The 17161-nt window shown below is 41.2% G+C and carries 15 protein-coding genes and 1 tRNA gene; 5 read left to right on the forward strand and 11 right to left on the reverse strand.

Annotation, left to right across the window (positions count from 1 at the left end; translation table 11 throughout):
• Positions 1 to 24 precede the first annotated feature (24 nt).
• Positions 25 to 1806: an L-fucose isomerase gene (locus LKD48_RS05550; protein ID WP_308731464.1), complete on the reverse strand. Its 1782-nt coding sequence runs from the start codon at positions 1804 to 1806 to the stop codon at positions 25 to 27.
• 71 nt (positions 1807 to 1877) lie between these two features.
• Positions 1878 to 2591 carry a class II aldolase/adducin family protein gene (locus LKD48_RS05555; protein WP_308731494.1) on the reverse strand — a complete coding sequence of 238 codons (714 nt, stop codon included), beginning with the start codon at positions 2589 to 2591 and terminating at the stop codon, positions 1878 to 1880.
• A gap of 280 nt (positions 2592 to 2871) precedes the next feature.
• Here LKD48_RS05555 and LKD48_RS05560 point away from each other — a divergent pair, with 280 nt between their 5' ends.
• On the forward strand, positions 2872 to 3741 hold the full coding sequence (locus LKD48_RS05560; protein WP_308731465.1) for an AraC family transcriptional regulator: 870 nt from the start codon (positions 2872 to 2874) through the stop codon (positions 3739 to 3741).
• Positions 3742 to 3800: 59 nt separating this feature from the next.
• Here the strand turns inward: LKD48_RS05560 and LKD48_RS05565 are convergent, their stop codons facing one another.
• The 4 genes from LKD48_RS05565 to LKD48_RS05580 form a co-directional block, all read right to left on the reverse strand.
• Positions 3801 to 5210, reverse strand: a complete 1410-nt coding sequence (locus LKD48_RS05565) for a serpin family protein (RefSeq protein ID WP_308731466.1) — start codon at positions 5208 to 5210, stop codon at positions 3801 to 3803.
• Between the two features lie 144 nt (positions 5211 to 5354).
• Positions 5355 to 5951: a DUF4367 domain-containing protein gene (locus tag LKD48_RS05570; protein WP_308731467.1), complete on the reverse strand. Its 597-nt coding sequence runs from the start codon at positions 5949 to 5951 to the stop codon at positions 5355 to 5357.
• A complete protein-coding gene (locus LKD48_RS05575) occupies positions 5948 to 6508 on the reverse strand; it encodes an RNA polymerase sigma factor (RefSeq protein WP_308731468.1) in 561 nt (186 codons plus the stop codon). The genes LKD48_RS05570 and LKD48_RS05575 overlap by 4 nt, the downstream gene beginning before the upstream one ends.
• 114 nt (positions 6509 to 6622) lie before the next feature.
• Positions 6623 to 7495 carry a NifB/NifX family molybdenum-iron cluster-binding protein gene (locus LKD48_RS05580; protein ID WP_118613128.1) on the reverse strand — a complete coding sequence of 291 codons (873 nt, stop codon included), beginning with the start codon at positions 7493 to 7495 and terminating at the stop codon, positions 6623 to 6625.
• A gap of 218 nt (positions 7496 to 7713) precedes the next feature.
• On the opposite strand from LKD48_RS05580, the gene LKD48_RS05585 reads away from it, so the two are divergent.
• Complete coding sequence (locus LKD48_RS05585) at positions 7714 to 8856, forward strand: glycerate kinase family protein (RefSeq protein ID WP_118613127.1); 1143 nt, start codon at positions 7714 to 7716, stop codon at positions 8854 to 8856.
• A 114-nt stretch (positions 8857 to 8970) separates the two neighbouring features.
• Here LKD48_RS05585 and LKD48_RS05590 read toward each other — a convergent pair whose 3' ends face one another.
• The gene (locus LKD48_RS05590) at positions 8971 to 9843 is read right to left on the reverse strand and encodes a phosphoribosylaminoimidazolesuccinocarboxamide synthase (protein ID WP_066560064.1); all 873 of its coding nucleotides are present in this window, start codon (positions 9841 to 9843) and stop codon (positions 8971 to 8973) included.
• A 232-nt stretch (positions 9844 to 10075) separates the two neighbouring features.
• Here LKD48_RS05590 and LKD48_RS05595 point away from each other — a divergent pair, with 232 nt between their 5' ends.
• Together LKD48_RS05595 and LKD48_RS05600 are read left to right on the forward strand one after the other, a co-directional pair.
• Positions 10076 to 10531, forward strand: a complete 456-nt coding sequence (locus LKD48_RS05595) for a MarR family winged helix-turn-helix transcriptional regulator (protein ID WP_118613126.1) — start codon at positions 10076 to 10078, stop codon at positions 10529 to 10531.
• Positions 10532 to 10545: 14 nt separating this feature from the next.
• Entirely contained in the window at positions 10546 to 11874 is a 1329-nt protein-coding gene (locus LKD48_RS05600) for an MATE family efflux transporter (RefSeq protein WP_118613125.1), read from the forward strand.
• Positions 11875 to 11958: 84 nt separating this feature from the next.
• Here the strand turns inward: LKD48_RS05600 and LKD48_RS05605 are convergent, their stop codons facing one another.
• Complete coding sequence (locus LKD48_RS05605; RefSeq protein ID WP_308731469.1) at positions 11959 to 12771, reverse strand: hypothetical protein; 813 nt, start codon at positions 12769 to 12771, stop codon at positions 11959 to 11961.
• Positions 12772 to 12930: 159 nt separating this feature from the next.
• Between LKD48_RS05605 and LKD48_RS05610 the strand changes: the two genes are divergently transcribed.
• Positions 12931 to 13003: transfer RNA gene (locus tag LKD48_RS05610), tRNA-Gln, on the forward strand.
• Between the two features lie 496 nt (positions 13004 to 13499).
• On the opposite strand, the gene LKD48_RS05615 is transcribed toward LKD48_RS05610, so the two are convergent.
• From LKD48_RS05615 to trpB, 3 genes are all read right to left on the reverse strand, one after another.
• Positions 13500 to 14747, reverse strand: a complete 1248-nt coding sequence (locus LKD48_RS05615; protein ID WP_118613109.1) for an ATP-binding protein — start codon at positions 14745 to 14747, stop codon at positions 13500 to 13502.
• Between the two features lie 367 nt (positions 14748 to 15114).
• On the reverse strand, positions 15115 to 15891 hold the full coding sequence (trpA, locus tag LKD48_RS05620) for a tryptophan synthase subunit alpha (protein WP_308731470.1): 777 nt from the start codon (positions 15889 to 15891) through the stop codon (positions 15115 to 15117).
• Positions 15892 to 15904: 13 nt separating this feature from the next.
• A complete protein-coding gene (gene trpB / locus LKD48_RS05625; RefSeq protein ID WP_308731471.1) occupies positions 15905 to 17089 on the reverse strand; it encodes a tryptophan synthase subunit beta in 1185 nt (394 codons plus the stop codon).
• Positions 17090 to 17161 lie beyond the last annotated feature (72 nt).

The following is a 17161-nucleotide window of genomic DNA, read 5'->3' on the forward strand; positions in this document are numbered from 1 at the left end:
AGCAAGTGAACTTCTAAATCCTATTTAATAGAGCGGTCCATACTGCTTGCATGCCGCATAATCAGCTGCCTGAACATCTGTAGTTCCAAAGCTTGCCCATGAATGCGGACGGAAGACTTTCTCCTTATCTACATTATGCATTGTTACTGGAATGCGAAGCATACTTGCCAGCGTAATCAAATCTGCACCAACATGTCCGTATACTGTAACTCCGTGGTTTGCACCCCAGTTTGCCATTACGCTGTAAACATCGGTAAATGCACCCTCACCTGTAAGTCTCGGGCAGAACCATGTAGTAGGCCATGTCGGATCGGTACGCTTATCAATTGGATTGTGAATCTCATCCGGCAGATCTGCTGTCCAACCCTCTGCAATCTGGAGCACTGGTCCAACTCCGTCAATAATATTAAAACGAAGCATCGTTACAGGCATTTCAGCGTGGCAGCGGAAATGGCTTGAATAGCCGCCGCCGCGGAAGTATTCATAATCTGCTCTGCACCAGTCAGTTGCTTCAAGACAATTCTTGATATCCTCTTCCTTCATCTCCCAGAATGGCTTCATTAAATGATTTCCATTCTCGTCAACACATGCGCCAGATCCATCAAGTGCTGTCGCACCAGAATTGATCAGATGGATAAATCCATTTGAAGCTACACCGTCTGGCTTATGTCCAGTTACGCGCTCACACGCCTCTGGACTCCAGTATGTACGCACATCATGGAAGCACGGTGCTGAACCAGAAATCAGATTTCCAAGAAGCATTGCAATTCCATTGCATGTATCATTTTCTGTTGCAAACGGAGTCGGTGCCTTTGGTCCATTCCAGTCAAATGTGGAAGCTAAAATTGCCTCTGTAAAGTCGGCATTTGGCAGCCAGTCTGTCCACTGTCTCTGTCCCTGGAAACCACCGGCAACTGCATTTCGTCCCAGTGCCTCTTCATGCCATCCAAGCTCATCAAGACGCGGATTTCCATAAAGAATATCACGCATAATAAGAGTCATCTTTACAATAAATTCCCAGTCCTTATCAGGAGCAATTACCTTTGATTTTGTAATAACATCTGGGAAATTTTTACCTGCATTCTTATCAAAACCTTCTCTGCAGTTTTCCTTTACCCATGCAAGTGCTCTCTCATACTCTTCGTGATCATAAATTCCGATAGTGATACGGCGAAGAATCTCAACCTCATCAACCCACTCTGCACGAATACCAAAATATTTCTGAAGTACATCTGCATCACAGAAGCTTCCTGCAATTCCCATAGTTACTGCACCGATATTAACATATGCTTTATTGCGCATCCAGCCTGCTGCAACTGCGCCTCGTGCGAAACGAAGAATTTTTTCTGCTACATCAGCAGGAATAGAAGTATCATTTGCATCCTGAACATCATGTCCATAGATGGAAAATGCCGGCAGACCACGCTGTGCATGTGCTGCCAAAACTGCTGCCAAATAAACAGCACCCGGACGCTCTGTTCCATTGAATCCCCATACAGCCTTAATTGTGGTTGGATCCATATCAAATGTCTCTGTTCCATAGCACCAGCATGGTGTTACTGATAATGTTGCCGTTACGTTCTGCGTGGAAAACTGCTCTGCAACGCGAGCTGCCTCTGCACCGCCACCGATCGTTGTGCAACCAATCACACACTGAACCGGAGTTCCATCCGGATATTTTACATTCTCAGAGATCAGCTTCGCTGCATTCTCTGCCATTGCCATAGTCTGAGCTTCAAGACTTTCACGTACACCGCCCCAGCGTCCATCAATAACCGGGCGGATTCCAATCTTTGGATATAACATAAGTATCCTCTCTTTCTATTTATATAGATCTCTATTTTGTTCGATAAAATTTTAAATCATCGTAACTGCGCTTATTTATCTGTTGGTTCCCCTTCATCTTGGCGTTCAAACTTTTTATAGCCTGGATGCTTTCCTGTGATATGATAATAGGAACGCAGATTGATCAACTTATCGATATTCTTACGATCAATATCGTAGCTTCCGCCAAGCAAAATTGCATTAAGCGTAATCTTTGCCCACAATTCAAGGCTTTCCATTCTATAATAAGCAGTAATGACATCACTTCCAACGGCTAATGCACCATGATTTTCAAGAAGCATTACATCATGCTCGTTTAAATATGGCTCGATTGCGTCCGGCACTTCTGTTGTACTCGGTGTTCCATATGGTGTAAGCGGAACAGCTCCAATTGCAGCTACATCCTCGATCATGTTATACATATCCATCGGTCTGTGTGCAACTGCAAAACCAGTTGCTGTCGGTGGATGTGCATGTACTACTGCCCTTACATCGTCACGTTTTTCGTAGCATCTCATATGCATCTTAATCTCACTTGACGGACGCAGTCCCTCTGCTCCCTCTAAAATGTTTCCTGATGCATCGATACGAAGCAACTTATCTGGTGTGATAAAGCTCTTGCTCATTCCAGTTGGTGTTGCAAGAAATGTTCCATCATCCAAACGTACACTTACATTTCCATCGTTTGCTGCAACCCATCCCAACTGCCACATTTTGTGACACACATCACAAATTTGGTCTTTAATCTCGTCGATCTGCATTTTCATCCCTCCTGTTTTCATTGATATCACTTCCCGTCAGATATATCTGCCGAGAGTCTTTATAAACTTTCTACCCTGATTATACATTTCATTTTAATTTATGTCATTGTTTATCATGATTATCTATTGGATTATATTGATATTTTGTTGTTTTTGCTGTATAATCAAGTTGTTTTTTTCAATTTTTTCCTCGAGTTTGTTTTACCAAACCCATATTTTCTTGTTTATGTTGATAAGTGCACAAAAACAATAGCACATGTGCACATTTATTTATGAAAGGATTTATATGAAATTTTTAGCTCTGCACGAGAATGCAGCCAGAGGCACCTCTGACTTTCCAATTGAATTGTACTATGTTGATAGAAGTCATCCCCGATATGAAATGCCCTTTCACTGGCACCTTGAATATGAGATGATGCTTGTGTTAAGTGGAAGTTTCTCTTTATCAGTTGATGGAAAAACTAAGACCTTGCACAAAGGTGATACTGCCATCATTTCTGCCGGAGCCGTACACGGCGGTGTTCCTGACAATTGCATCTATGAGTGTCTCGTATTTGACACCAGCCGCTTTATGGAAAGCAGCAGCGCACTGCTTCACAGAAAGTACTGCGACTTTTTTGACACTGATACGCTTATTTATCCTTTTTTTGAAAAAGGTACTCACTGCAATAAACTGATCTGCCAGATGTTTGATGTAATGGATAAGCGTCAAACCGGCTACGAATTTTTTACAGTCGGACTGATGTGGCAGCTATTTGGTCAGATTCTGTATGATCGCTCCTATACTGTCACTGATATGTCTGAGCGCAGAAATGCAAAGAGTACCGAACAAATTAAAACGGTACTCAATTATATCAGAAAAAATTATGCCTCACGCCTGACGCTTGCTGATCTTGCTGATGTTTTAAATCTTTCTCAAGAACATTTTTGTCGGCTGTTTCACTCAATTACAGGAAAATCTCCTATTGATTATTTAAATTATTACAGAATTGAATGTGCCTGTGAGCTTTTATCTTCTTCCCAAAAAAGTATCACAGAAGTCGCCTACTCATGTGGCTTTAATGATCTAAGTTACTTTAACCGCATCTTTAAACGATATAAAAAGGTGACACCCGGTCATTACCAAAAGACTATGCTCGCCAAAAAAACAGAATAAAAATAACCCCATGAGCAAGATAATCACGCTTTGACTCATGGGGTTGTAACTAACTACACTTATTTAAGGTTGTACACACATCCTTCAAACAGCTTTAAACCTGTCTGTGTATTAGAAATTGTAAAGTAAAATGGATGATCCATGTTCATCTCAACTATATCATCCTCTGGTAAAAGTGCCATTGCTTCCATAAGCATCATAGTTACTGCTGCTGCCTCAGTTCCGTTTTCATCATTTTTAATTGCTGTTTTATGATAGATTGATCCGGCTACCATCTCTTCATCTGTAAGTCTGTCATAAATACAGCCATCGAAAATTGCCTCTAGTCCAAGTTCTTTTAATATATCTTTTAATTCTTTTCCATATTCCATCTCAAACTTTGGCATTGAAAGAGAAACCTCGCGACTATCCCACTCTTGCTTATCTGCCTCAAGCCCAAGCTGATAGAGATAATCTTTTTCGCTCCATTTATCAGTAGTTATGCTGTCCTTTGGCAGATAAACCGTCATCTCACAGCCACCATGGTAAGGCAGACGAATCATCTGATACTCATCATTTTCTGCATATTCAAAATGATCCTGCTGATGCATCATATCCACAGATGTATCACCCTCTTTTCCATGGAAGATCTGTTTGTCTGTTAACTCTTTTTCAAATGCATTTACCCATGCAGCCTTAAAATAAACAGCATTTAAAAGTGTCATTCGAATACTCGGATCCATTGGTTCATCAAGAATTGATGGAATCAGCCCGTGCGTCTTCTCATTGACCCAATCATTGATTTCATTCATTGTTTCTGCTGACGATAAATCACAGCGCTTTAGTGATGCCTGATATGTATTTGAAAGTATATCCGCCAGATCGTCAAATGAAGATGACATCTTCATTTTCTCGTCCACATACATAGCATTTGCTGTTTCTAAAATTGACTTTGGAATGCTGTAATCATCACTTTCTACACTCACTACTTCCTCTGATGAATCTGATGACGCTTCATTTTCATCTTCTTCATCTTCCTGATTTTCCTTATTTGTTCCAAGAAGCGCTGCCAGTTCTTCCTGCGCTGCTAAAATCTCACTCTCACTCATATTGTTTAAGTCCAGAAATTCTTTTAACTGCTCAATCTGTCCACCGTTTTCAGAGCAGTGACTAAGAAGCGTCAGTGCTGTTGCAATACTATAGGAAGAAATAAATACATTTTTATTCTCTGCCGTAAGCTTTTCCATTAACATTGATCCGATGCGGTTATCTGCCTGCACAATCGTATCGACATAATTTTGCTTTCCCTGATCCACAGGATATTCCTCATCCTCAAGCGTTGGAATTTCGATCAAATCATCATGAGAGCCTGCCGTTGTTTCTTCCACAGTCTCATTGCCCCATACAGGTGCGGCTGCCTGCATCACCTGTGAGCATGCCATCATCATTCCCATTGCAGCTGTCAGTCTCATTAAATTCTTTCTTCTCATATCATTATCCTGCCTTTCCTAATATGATGTACTCCTTTGATACCAGATTACTTTCACAAAATTTTATTTAAGACTTTTATGTCTTCACTCTTTAAGACGGAAAATTAGATGTAAGGTTACACATTCTGAAAAAAATTTTATCAATTAATCCACAACTGTGACTATGCCCATGCCGCAGATCGTATCTGCTGCTGCCTGCACGACTTTTCGCAGCGTATCAGCCTGCAAAGTATAGGAAACATTATTTTGTTCAAATGAAGCGAAAAAATAACTAGAACCTTCTTTTTTATAAAAGAATACATCTATCCCACCAATACTCGTAGCTGGCAATTCATTATGTGATGTCTCATCTTCACTGATCTGACTTTTTGTTTCTTTTCCCAATGTGATCGTTGAAACCGAAAGTGTATTTTTATCTTCAGGTTCCGCGTAAGCCTCTGCCTCCGCCAGTGTTTCACTTCCCTCGAGCGCTAAGATTTCCTTTTCATATTCGCTTTCTGTATACGCAGCCATCATCAGCGCACCATCTGTTTGATCTTTTTTTGCCGTGATCTTTCTTCCCATAACTGTTCCTGCGGTGAAAATACAAATACCTGCGGCTGCCGTAAGTGCTGTCCTCAAAAAAATCACTTTTCCTTTTGTTTTTTTCTGTTTATCTTCTTTTAACTGTTCTAATCCAGCTTCCTCTATAAGATCATCATCCACAAAGCGCAAGCTGTCTAACAAATCCTTTCCGGTCATATCCAAATGCCCTCACTTTCCAGATATTTTTTTAACCGCCCACGTATTCTATGCAGCCTCACCTTTGCACTGCTCTCACTTATCTGCATCTGCTGCGCCAGATCTTTTATGCTCACACCATACCAATAGCGTTTCATAAATAAAAGTCTATCCTGCTTTGACTGTGTCCTCAAAAAAGCTGTTATATTCTGTCCGATCTGTTCCCCCTGCACCTTATCTTCATCGCGTGAATCTGGAATGCACTGCTGCATTTCATGTGTAAGCTCAACTACCAAAGCACTTCGCTTTTGCGCATTTTTATGATCTAGCACATCAAAACATAAAAAGCGGCATATCTTTGCAAGATACGCAAATAAAAACTGCGGTCTTGTCGGCGGTATAGAATTCCAGGTTCGAAGATAAGTATCATTGACACATTCCTGTGCATCTTCTCTGTTTTCCAAAATACCAAATGAGAGTCTGCCAAGCTTTTCCCCATAATGCGTCTGTGTCTCCTCTATTGCTTTTGGATCTCGTTTCCAATACAGCTCTATAATTTCATCATCCTTTGTCTGCAATCGCTTACCCCCTAACTGATATCTTCCTAATATATAAGAAGGATTTTTTTGTGCCGCGTTACATTATAAAGAAATAAAATGCACCCGTCATTTGACAGATGCATTTTTCTTTTCTTACGCTTCTACGCTGACAAGCTCAATTGTAAAGTTTAATTCCTTGCCTGCCATCTCATGGTTTGCATCAAAAGTAATAGTCTTATCATCTTTTGCAACAACCTTAACTGGGAATGGCTGACCAAACTGATTAGACAGATATACCTGCTGACCTGCCTCAAGTTCCTCTGAACCTGGGAGCTGCGCAATCTCAAGTGTAAAGATCGCAGCCGGATCCGGCATGCCGTATGCTTCCTCTGGCATCAGATGGATCTCAACAGACTCGCCAACTTCCATGTTTGCCACAGCCTGATCAAAACCCCTAATCATCTGACCAACACCACAGATAAACTCAAGCGGCTCACCGCGATCATAAGAGGAATCGAACTGTGTTCCGTCATTAAATGTTCCCTTATAATGAGTGCGGCACTTCTTTCCTACATTCTTGCCTTCCATGATTGGCTCTGGTGTTCCACAGCCGCCGTGGCATCCGCCGCAGCCGCCCTCGCAGCCAGACTCTTCACTCTCCTCACCATGACAGCAATGACCGCCTTCTTCATGATGATGATCGCAAGTTCCCTCACTGGTGCACTCAAGTGTTCCATTTACGTAGCTTTCGGCAGCCTCATTTACATCACCAGAAACGCCGGCACATACCTTGATTCCAGCCTCAGAAAGTGCTTCCTGCGCACCGCCTCCAATGCCGCCGCAGATTACAACATCAACTCCTGCATCAGCAAGAAAACCTGCCAGCGCACTATGTCCTGCTCCATTTGAGCCAACTACCTCGCTTGAAATGATCGCGCCATTCTCCACTTCAAAAATCTTAAAATTCTCTGTTTTTCCAAAATGCTGGAAAACAGATCCGTTGTCATACGTTACTGCAATTTTCATTTTCAAATTCCTTCCCTGCAATTTTGAACCCTACTGTTTCTATTAAATCGCATATTGTATTGATTATACCCTGAGACTATCAGCTGCGTCAACCATTTCTTTTTTTGGATTTGCAACCCATTGCTATCAGGGGTTGTTTTTTGCTATAATGACAGTGCTGATTTTATTAAGAAATTCTTAGGCTTTTTGAAAAGTCTGCGATAAATGAAAGGAACATTATGAATGTTGTAATTGCAATTGACTCCTTTAAAGGAAGTCTCAGTTCATTAGAAGCCGGCGAGAGCGCTGCTAATGGCATAAAAAAGGTCTACCCTGATGCCACTACAGTGATTCGTCCACTCGCTGACGGAGGCGAGGGCACGGTTGATGCACTTGTCGCTGGCTGCGGCGGTAAAATGACAACTGTTTCTGTCACAGGACCACTAGGCGAGACTGTTTCATGCCAATATGGTATTGTCTCTGCTACTAAAACTGCCATAATTGAAATGGCTGTGGCTGCTGGTATTACACTTGTCCCACCGCAAAAGAAAAATCCGCTTCACACCACAACTTATGGTGTCGGTGAAATTATTGCTGATGCAGTTAAACGCGGCTGCCGGCACTTTTTGATTGGCATTGGAGGAAGCGCCACAAATGATGGCGGCATCGGTATGCTTCAGGCACTAGGCTTTGGAATGCTTGATGAGAATGGTAATCAGGTTGAATTTGGTGCTAAAGGACTTCGCCAGCTTAAATCAATCACAACTAGCCATGTGCTGCCAGAGCTTTCAAAATGTACATTCCGTGTTGCCTGCGATGTCACAAATCCACTTTGCGGCTCTACTGGCTGCAGTGCTGTTTTTGGACCGCAAAAGGGAGCTGACTCTGAAATGATCAATATGATGGATCGCTGGCTAAAAGACTATGCATTACTCTCACGCAAATATTTTCCAGATGTAAATGAAAGTCTCTCCGGTGCAGGTGCTGCCGGAGGACTTGGCTTTGCTTTTTTAACATTTTTACATGCCACGCTTGAATCTGGTATTAAGATTGTTCTTGAGGAAACAAAGCTTCGCGACTATATTCAAAAGGCCGACATGGTTGTAACAGGAGAAGGCCGCCTTGATGGGCAGACTGTCATGGGAAAGGCGCCTATCGGTGTCGCAAAAATTGCAAAGGAATATGGTAAGCCTGTAATTGCCTTTTCCGGCTGTGTCACAAAAGATGCCATCGCCTGCAATGAGCACGGGATTGATGCATTCTTTCCAGTACTTCGAAGCGTTTCTACACTTGATGAAGCGATGTGCCGCACAAATGCAATGCAAAATATAGAGGATACTGCTGAGCAGGTATTTCGCCTGATACGAACATTCTCCCATTAAACATATTGCTTTCAAGATTGCTGTATGCTGCAAATTATTCTGTATCAAAAGCCAAAAAAGAAGGATCTGTCGAATTGGCAAATCCTTCTTTTTTATTTCACATCTTTTATGTATTTATGCTAATGGCTTTCCTGTCAGCATCTCATAAGCCTGCAGATACTTCTCAATTGTCTTATCAACAATCTCCTGCGGCAGTGTCCAATCGTTGTCCGGGTTTGCCTTTAACCAATCACGAGCAAACTGCTTGTCAAAGGATGGCTGACCATGTCCTGGCTCATAGCCATCTGCCGGCCAGAAACGTGAGCTGTCCGGTGTAAGCATCTCATCACCGATAACGATATTTCCATTCTCATCCAGACCAAACTCAAACTTGGTATCTGCAATAATAATGCCCTTGCTCAGTGCGTAGTCTGCACACTTCTTATACAGTGCGATAGTGTAATCACGAAGCTTCTGTGCATACTCCTCTCCTTTTCCTGGGAAATACTTCTCCAGATGAGCAATGCTCTGCTCATAAGAGATATTCTCATCATGATCACCGATCTCAGCCTTTGTAGATGGTGTATAAATTGGCTCAGGCAGCTTATCAGACTCCTTTAAGCCCTCTGGCAGCTCAATTCCGCATACCTTTCCAGTCTTCTGGTAGCTTGCCCAGCCACTTCCAGTGATATATCCGCGCACAATACACTCCAGAGGAAGCATCTGCAATTTGCGGCACATCATACTGTTTCCATCAAACTTCTCCTGCTGGAAAAACTCCGGCATATCCTTTACATCCGTAGAGATCATGTGATTTGGAAGAATATCTTTTGTCATGTCAAACCAGAATCTGGACATCTGAGTAAGGACAGTTCCCTTCTTAGTTACCACGTTGTTCAGAATGACATCGAAACAGCTGATACGGTCAGTTGCTACCATGATCAGGCTGTCGCCATTATCATAGATTTCGCGTACCTTGCCTTCTTTGATTGGCTTTAACTCTCTCATTGTAAATACCTCATCCTTATATAATATTGTATTATGGGCGGATTTTTTGCTTCTTTACAGATATTATTCTGGAAGCTGCTTCCGCAACACATCTACACTACCACTACTTCTGCTATGTTGTCAATAGTTAATGTGTTTTAAACATTATATTACTTGACAATGGTATGATTTCATACTATTCTTTTTAAGTACGATTTCATACCTTTATTTTTAATTAACGGAGGAATTTTATATGAGTGTTCAATCTTCTGCTTCTCTCAAACGTCTCAACCATTTGCAGTGTGAGATGAGCGTTGTTTACCATGAAATGTCACTATCTGTCGGCCAATCTGACAGCGTCATTCAAATTTTATATACGATATGTGACAGTGGTGGGGAAAGTTGCCTACTTCACGATATCTGTAATCTGACCGGTCTGCCAAAGCAGACAATCAATTCTGCGATTCGAAAGCTTGAGCAGGAACATATTTTATATTTGGAATCAACCGGTTCTCGAAATAAACGCGTCATTTTGACAGAAAAAGGAAAACAATTGGCCGCAAAGACGGCTGGAAAAGTCATCGCTGCTGAAAATCGAATTTTTGAGGAGTGGGGATCTGAGGAAGCAGAAAAATTCCTCGCCTTAAATGAGCGATATTTAAAATGTCTGCGCGCAGAGCTAAAACGCTTAAAAGAAGAAACTATGTAAGGAGACTGTAAGTCATGAAAATCCAATTATCGGATCATTTTACTTATGGAAGACTGTTTCGCTTTACGCTTCCTTCCATTGTTATGATGGTTTTTACGTCAATCTATGGTGTCGTTGACGGTTTTTTCGTTTCAAATTTCGCTGGAAAAACTGCATTTGCTTCGATCAATCTGATCATGCCTTTTATCATTATCATTGGAAGCCTTGGCTTCATGGTCGGAACCGGTGGCACGGCTCTTGTCTCCCGCATTCTCGGTGAGGGCGATGAGAAAAAGGCAAACAAATATTTTTCAATGTTAATTTATCTGACGATCATAATGGGTATCGTTTTATCGGTTATCGGTGTTGTTTTCATGCGCCCGGTTTCAATTCTTCTTGGCGCAACCGATGCGATGATTGAGGACTGTGTTTTATATGGAAGAATTGTCATTAGCTTTACTGCCGCATACATGCTTCAGAATGTATTTCAAAGCTTCCTTGTTGCTGCTGAAAAGCCAAATCTTGGACTGATTGCCACTCTTGCTGCTGGTTTTACCAATATGATCTTGGATGCTGTTTTTGTCGGTGTCTTCAGATGGGGAATCACAGGTGCTGCACTTGCGACTGGAATTAGTCAGTGTATCGGCGGTTTGCTTCCTCTGATCTATTTTATTCGTCCAAACAACAGCAAACTGAGACTAACAAAAGCATCCTTCGAGCTTCGCCCAATTTTGCAGGCCTGTGCCAACGGTTCCTCGGAGCTTATGAGTAATGTCTCTGCCTCAGTCGTCGGTATTGTCTACAATTTCCAGCTGTTAAAATACCTCGGAGAAAATGGTGTTTCTGCCTATGGTGTTTTGATGTATGTTCAGTTTATTTTCGTAGCAATTTTCTTTGGCTATGCAATCGGTTGTGCCCCTGTCATCGGCTTCCACTACGGAGCTGGAAACCACAGTGAACTGCAAAATCTCTTAAAAAAGAGTGTAAAAATTATGATGAGTCTAGGTGTCATCTTAACTGTCCTTGCTCTTTTATTGGCACATCCTCTGGCAAAGATTTTTGTCGGCTACGATGCAGAGCTGCTTGCAATTACAGAGCACGCCTTTAAGTTGTTCTCATTTTGCTTTTTACTGTCAGGCTTTAATATTTTCTCCTCATCATTTTTCACGGCTCTTAACAACGGTGGAATCTCAGCCGCGATTTCTTTCCTTCGTACACTGATTTTCCAGACACTGTCTGTTCTGATTCTTCCGATCTTTCTCGGAGTGGACGGCCTCTGGGGTGCAAATGTAGCCGCTGAAATTTTTGCGTTTGTAATTTCACTTGCATTTCTTGTTGCAAATAGGAAGAAATATCATTACTAATATTTGCAAAAAACAGAATCAAAAAGCCACTGGGGACAGGTTTATAACTCTGACGAGCCACAAAAACCTGTCCCCAATGTTTTTTTATTCTTCGCTTTCAGCAGTATTCTCTGCCTCACTTGTTTCCTTTAAATTCTTTTCATCAGTCTTTGAAGATACTTCTTCACTGCTTGCCTTCTCGCTGCTTTCCTTTTCGCTGCTTCCTTCTTCGCTGGACTCCTCCTCGATCTGGGATGGATCGTAGATATTCACACCAATCACAACTGCGCTTGTTCCATTTCCAGAGTCAAGCTTTCCGATCTGGAAGCTGTTCATTGTATAATCACCATACTGATCTGTCTCATTGTACCAGAATGCACCCGTTGTGTGGTAAACAGTTCCTTTGCCGCCATCCTGATCATTTTCCTGATACTTATCTTCATCGCCAAATGCCTCACGCGCTGCAGCAACCGCCTTATCAAACAGATCATCTAACTGCTCTGCTGTATAGGTATCCTCAAAGTAAACAGTCAGTGTTGTCAAACCACCCTCTGCATTATATACAGGCTGCATACCAACGGAAATATAATTAAGAAGCTTAACAGAGTAATTGATGTCACCCATCGTCTCGCCCTCTGTAAATGCTGTCGTAGTGCCAATCGGCATTGCGATCTCCTTTTCAAGATCCTGATAACTGCTTAACCATCCCAGATCCTTGTACTGGAAAGTACCATCAGATGCCTGGAAATCAGTAATCTTAAACTCCTCTAGTGTATCAGCTGCTGCCGTTGTCTTTATCTTATTCGCATTTGCATAAGAGCCATATCCCATTCCACTTCCATAATAGCATCCTGCTGCAGACAGCATCATCATACTGATACCTCCTGCGAGTAATGTCTTCTTTAATAAATGTCTCATAAATAATTCCATGCCTTTCACTCATTGACCTAATTAGCTTATCGTTTGCTGTCAATGTACATTATATCCATTATATCAAATCAGACTGAGAAATCAATAAAAAAATTCAAATTTCCTATTGACAAATCTATTGCGATCTGCTATTATAACACATGTTGTAGCGCTATCGCCAAACGGTAAGGCACTGGACTCTGACTCCAGCATTTTCCAGGTTCGAATCCTGGTAGCGCTGTTAAATTTAAGGACATCGCGTATGCGGTGTCCTTTTTGTTATAAAATTTTATAACACCTATTATACTCATTGTCAATGTCAATTGCCTCATTTTTCGCAAAATGAGGCAATTAAACAATTAATGAGGCAATTAAAAATGCCAACGGCACTGAAATACCAGTGGAGACACAGAGACAGTGGCTGATTAGTGTACCTGATGGCTCTAGGACGCAGACTTTATGCTTCCTTACCCTTTCCTCTCCCCTACTCTTTGCCCTTTAGTCTTTCCATTCAGTAAATATTCTCCTCTTTTTTTGAATTAGAATCAATAAGCCACTTCAGCTGAAAACTCTTTAATGGGGCAAAAAAAGATACTGCCATTATTGAAATCAAGAAAAAAAATTTTCGGATGCTTTTTCTATATGTTTTATGCATATTTCCTTCCTCCTAACGATCGGATTTGATACCAAATCACCCCCTGTTTCTTTTACGAAATAGGAGGGTGATCATCATTTCCTTACTGCTCTAATGCGTTTTCACTAAGTAGCCAATCAATTAGATTTAATGATTTGATTCCATCATAGCAATTAATAAAGTTTCGGTCCATAGACAGAACTATTTTCTCATAATTATCTGGAATCATACGTAACGGACGAAGTTCCCGTTCTCGAGTTTCTGGTGCCTGCATACTCTCTGTTACTTGAATATATAGCTTGTCACTTGGCTTTTCAGCAACAAAATCAACTTCCGTTTCTCCTACCTTTCCAATATATACCCGATAGTCACGACGGAGAAGTTCTAGAAATACAATATTTTCAATAATATGTCCGCGGTCTGCGTCCCGATAGCCAAGTAACATATTGCGAAAACCCATATCAATGATGTAATTTTTACCCAGTGTTTTTAGAAGTTGTTTTCCCTTTACATCATATCGCCCAACAGAGAAAAATACAAATGCATTTCGTAACATAGCGATATATTTATCCACAGTTTTTCCTGCAATATTCTTTGATTTTCCAGCCTGAATATCGCCTTCATTGGAAAGTACATTTCCGATACTATTCGGAGAAGTAATGCTACCAATATTAGAACACAAAAATAGCATAATTTTCTGAAGCATTGACTGATCAGCTCCATTATTTCGCTGTAGGATATCACGTAATACCACAGTGGAATAAATTCCCTCTAATGCCTGATTACTTCTAGCTTCATTAAATTTATATTCACGCAAAATTGGCATTCCACCAAATTGGAGATATCTCTGAAATTTTTCATCCACTGTTATATTCGGTGCAAATTCATAAAAATCCAGAAACTCCTTAAAAGATAACGGCAGCATTCGTATCTCTACATATCTACCTGAAAGCAACGTAGAGAACTCTGTAGACAAAAGATATGCATTAGATCCAGTAATATAGATATCTACATCAAAATCCAAACGGAACGATTCAATTGCTTTTTCCCAATGTTCTACAGCCTGCAGTTCATCAAATATAAGATAAGTTTTTCCATCGCCTACAATTTTTTTACTAATGTAATCGTAAAAAGAAAGATAATTGGTTAGGTCCCGGTAACGCAAAGATTCCATATTCATATGGATAATATTAGAATCTGGTATGCCGTTCTGTAACAAATACTGATGAAATAAATCAAGTAAGGACGATTTTCCACTGCGGCGAATACCCGTAACGATTTTTACCAGATCAACATCCTTATTTTGAATTAACTGATTCAGATACTGGGGACGATTAATAAGTTCAGCCATAATGCACCTCCTTATTTTTTTAATACTATTATATCCCAAAAAGTCAAAATAATCAATAGTTTCTGACTTGTAAATCCAAAACTATTGTGAATTTAGAAGTTTTCGACTTTTATAGGTAAAAAGTCTTTTTCTCTTTTCCGATTAAACTTATCTAACAGAATACCATTGGTGACAGACACGGTGGCCAGATTAGTGTCCCTGGCGGCTCAAATTTGCGAACTTTTGTTCTTTTTTAACTCGATTGCATTCTAATAAAGACACACAAAAAGTCTGAAAGCTCTTTTCTTGAACTTTCAGACTTTTTTACATGGGACATATATTGAGCCAGTAGTGACACATTTTGAGCCACCGTCCCTGTCCCCATGGCTCACTTGACTGCATCTGCCATCTCTTTCACATAATTGTACACCGGCTCTGCAGCGTTCTCTCCATATTTTTCGATAATCTTTACGATTGCGCTTCCGACAATGACTCCATCTGCTATTCCTGCGTATTTTTTTGCCTGCTCTGGTGTATTGATGCCAAATCCTATTGCTGCTGGAACGGATGTATTTTCTTTTACTACACGGACAATGCTTTCAAGATCTGTTGTGATCTCGCTTCTCATTCCTGTTACTCCCATTGAAGAAACGATGTAAATATAGCCTGTTGCTGACTTTGCAATCTTTGCGATACGTTCCTTGCTTGTTGGTGCTATTAAAGAAATCACATCAACACCGCGTTTGGCTGCAATGTCTGCAACCTCGCCTTTTTCCTCGAGCGGCATATCAGGCACTATAATTCCTGAGATTCCTGCTGATGCGCAGCGTGCAAAGAAGCGATCATAGCCGTATTTAAATACTGGATTTAAATATGTGAGAAAAACAAGCGGAACAGACACTTTCTTGCTGACGCGCTCTACCATCTCAAATACCTGATCTGTTGTGCAGCCATTTGGATTAGACAGTGCACGAATATTGGCTGCTTGAATCACTGGTCCTTCTGCAATCGGATCTGAGAATGGGATTCCAATCTCAATCAAGGCAGCTCCTGCCTCTTCCATCTTAATAATAAATTCTTCTGTACATTCAAGTGACGGATCACCTGCTGTCAAAAATCCAATAAATGCTTTCTTATTCTGAAATGCCTCTGCTATTTTTGTCATTTTCATTTTCCTCTCAGTCGTTTAAATCGATTCCTCTATATCTTGCAATTGCTGCTACGTCTTTGTCTCCTCTTCCTGATACACAGCAGATGATGATTTGATCTTTTCTCATGGTAGGTGCTAGCTTCATTACCTGTGCGATTGCATGAGAGCTCTCTATTGCAGCTATTATGCCTTCTGTCTTTGCAATGTACTCAAATGCACAAACTGCTTCCTCATCTGTGACTGGCACATACTCGGCTCTGCCAATATCATGCAGATATGCGTGTTCTGGTCCTATACCAGGATAATCAAGTCCGGCAGAGATGGAGTAAACAGGTGCAATCTGTCCATATTCATTCTGGCAAAAATATGATTTCATGCCGTGGAAGATTCCCTCTGTTCCGACTGCAATAGTAGCTGCTGTCTCACCTGTGTTAACACCGCGTCCTGCTGCCTCACATCCAATCAGACGTACATTCTCATCCTTAATGAACTCATAAAACATACCCATCGCATTGCTGCCGCCACCTACACATGCAAGCACTGCATCTGGCAGCTTTCCTTCTTTTTCAAGAATCTGTGCTCTCGCTTCCTTGCTGATTACACTCTGGAAATCGCGCACGATCATCGGGAATGGATGAGGACCCATTACAGAACCAAGCACGTAAAGTGTATCGTCTACACGATTTGTCCACTCTCTCATGCACTCGTTAACAGCATCCTTTAATGTCTGTGTACCACTAGTTACAGGATGAACCTTTGCGCCGAGAAGCTCCATTCTGTATACATTAAGTGCCTGACGAATCGTATCTTCCTTTCCCATGTAGATCTCGCACTCCATGCCAAGAAGTGCAGCAACAGTTGCTGTCGCAACGCCATGCTGTCCGGCACCAGTCTCTGCGATTAAACGCGTCTTTCCCATTTTCTTTGCAAGAAGTGCCTGACCAAGACAGTTGTTGATTTTATGAGCACCTGTGTGATTTAAATCTTCTCTCTTTAGATAGATCTTAGCTCCGCCCAAATCCTTTGTCATACGCTCTGCATAATAAAGAAGTGATGGTCTTCCTGCATATTCCTTCAATAAAGTATCTAATTCCTGAACAAATTCGGGATCGTTTTTATAATGCTCATACGCTTCCTCCAAGCGTATGATTTCATTCATCAATGTTTCTGGCACATACTGGCCGCCATGCTTTCCATATCTTCCTCTGCTCATCTGTCTAGTTCCTTTCTGTATGTCATTCTTGAATTTGTCTGTTATTTATTATTTGTTTGTTGTATCTATTTA

The sequence above is a fragment of the Anthropogastromicrobium aceti genome (assembly GCF_020687335.1).
Classification (GTDB): Bacteria; Bacillota; Clostridia; order Lachnospirales; family Lachnospiraceae; genus Anthropogastromicrobium; species Anthropogastromicrobium aceti.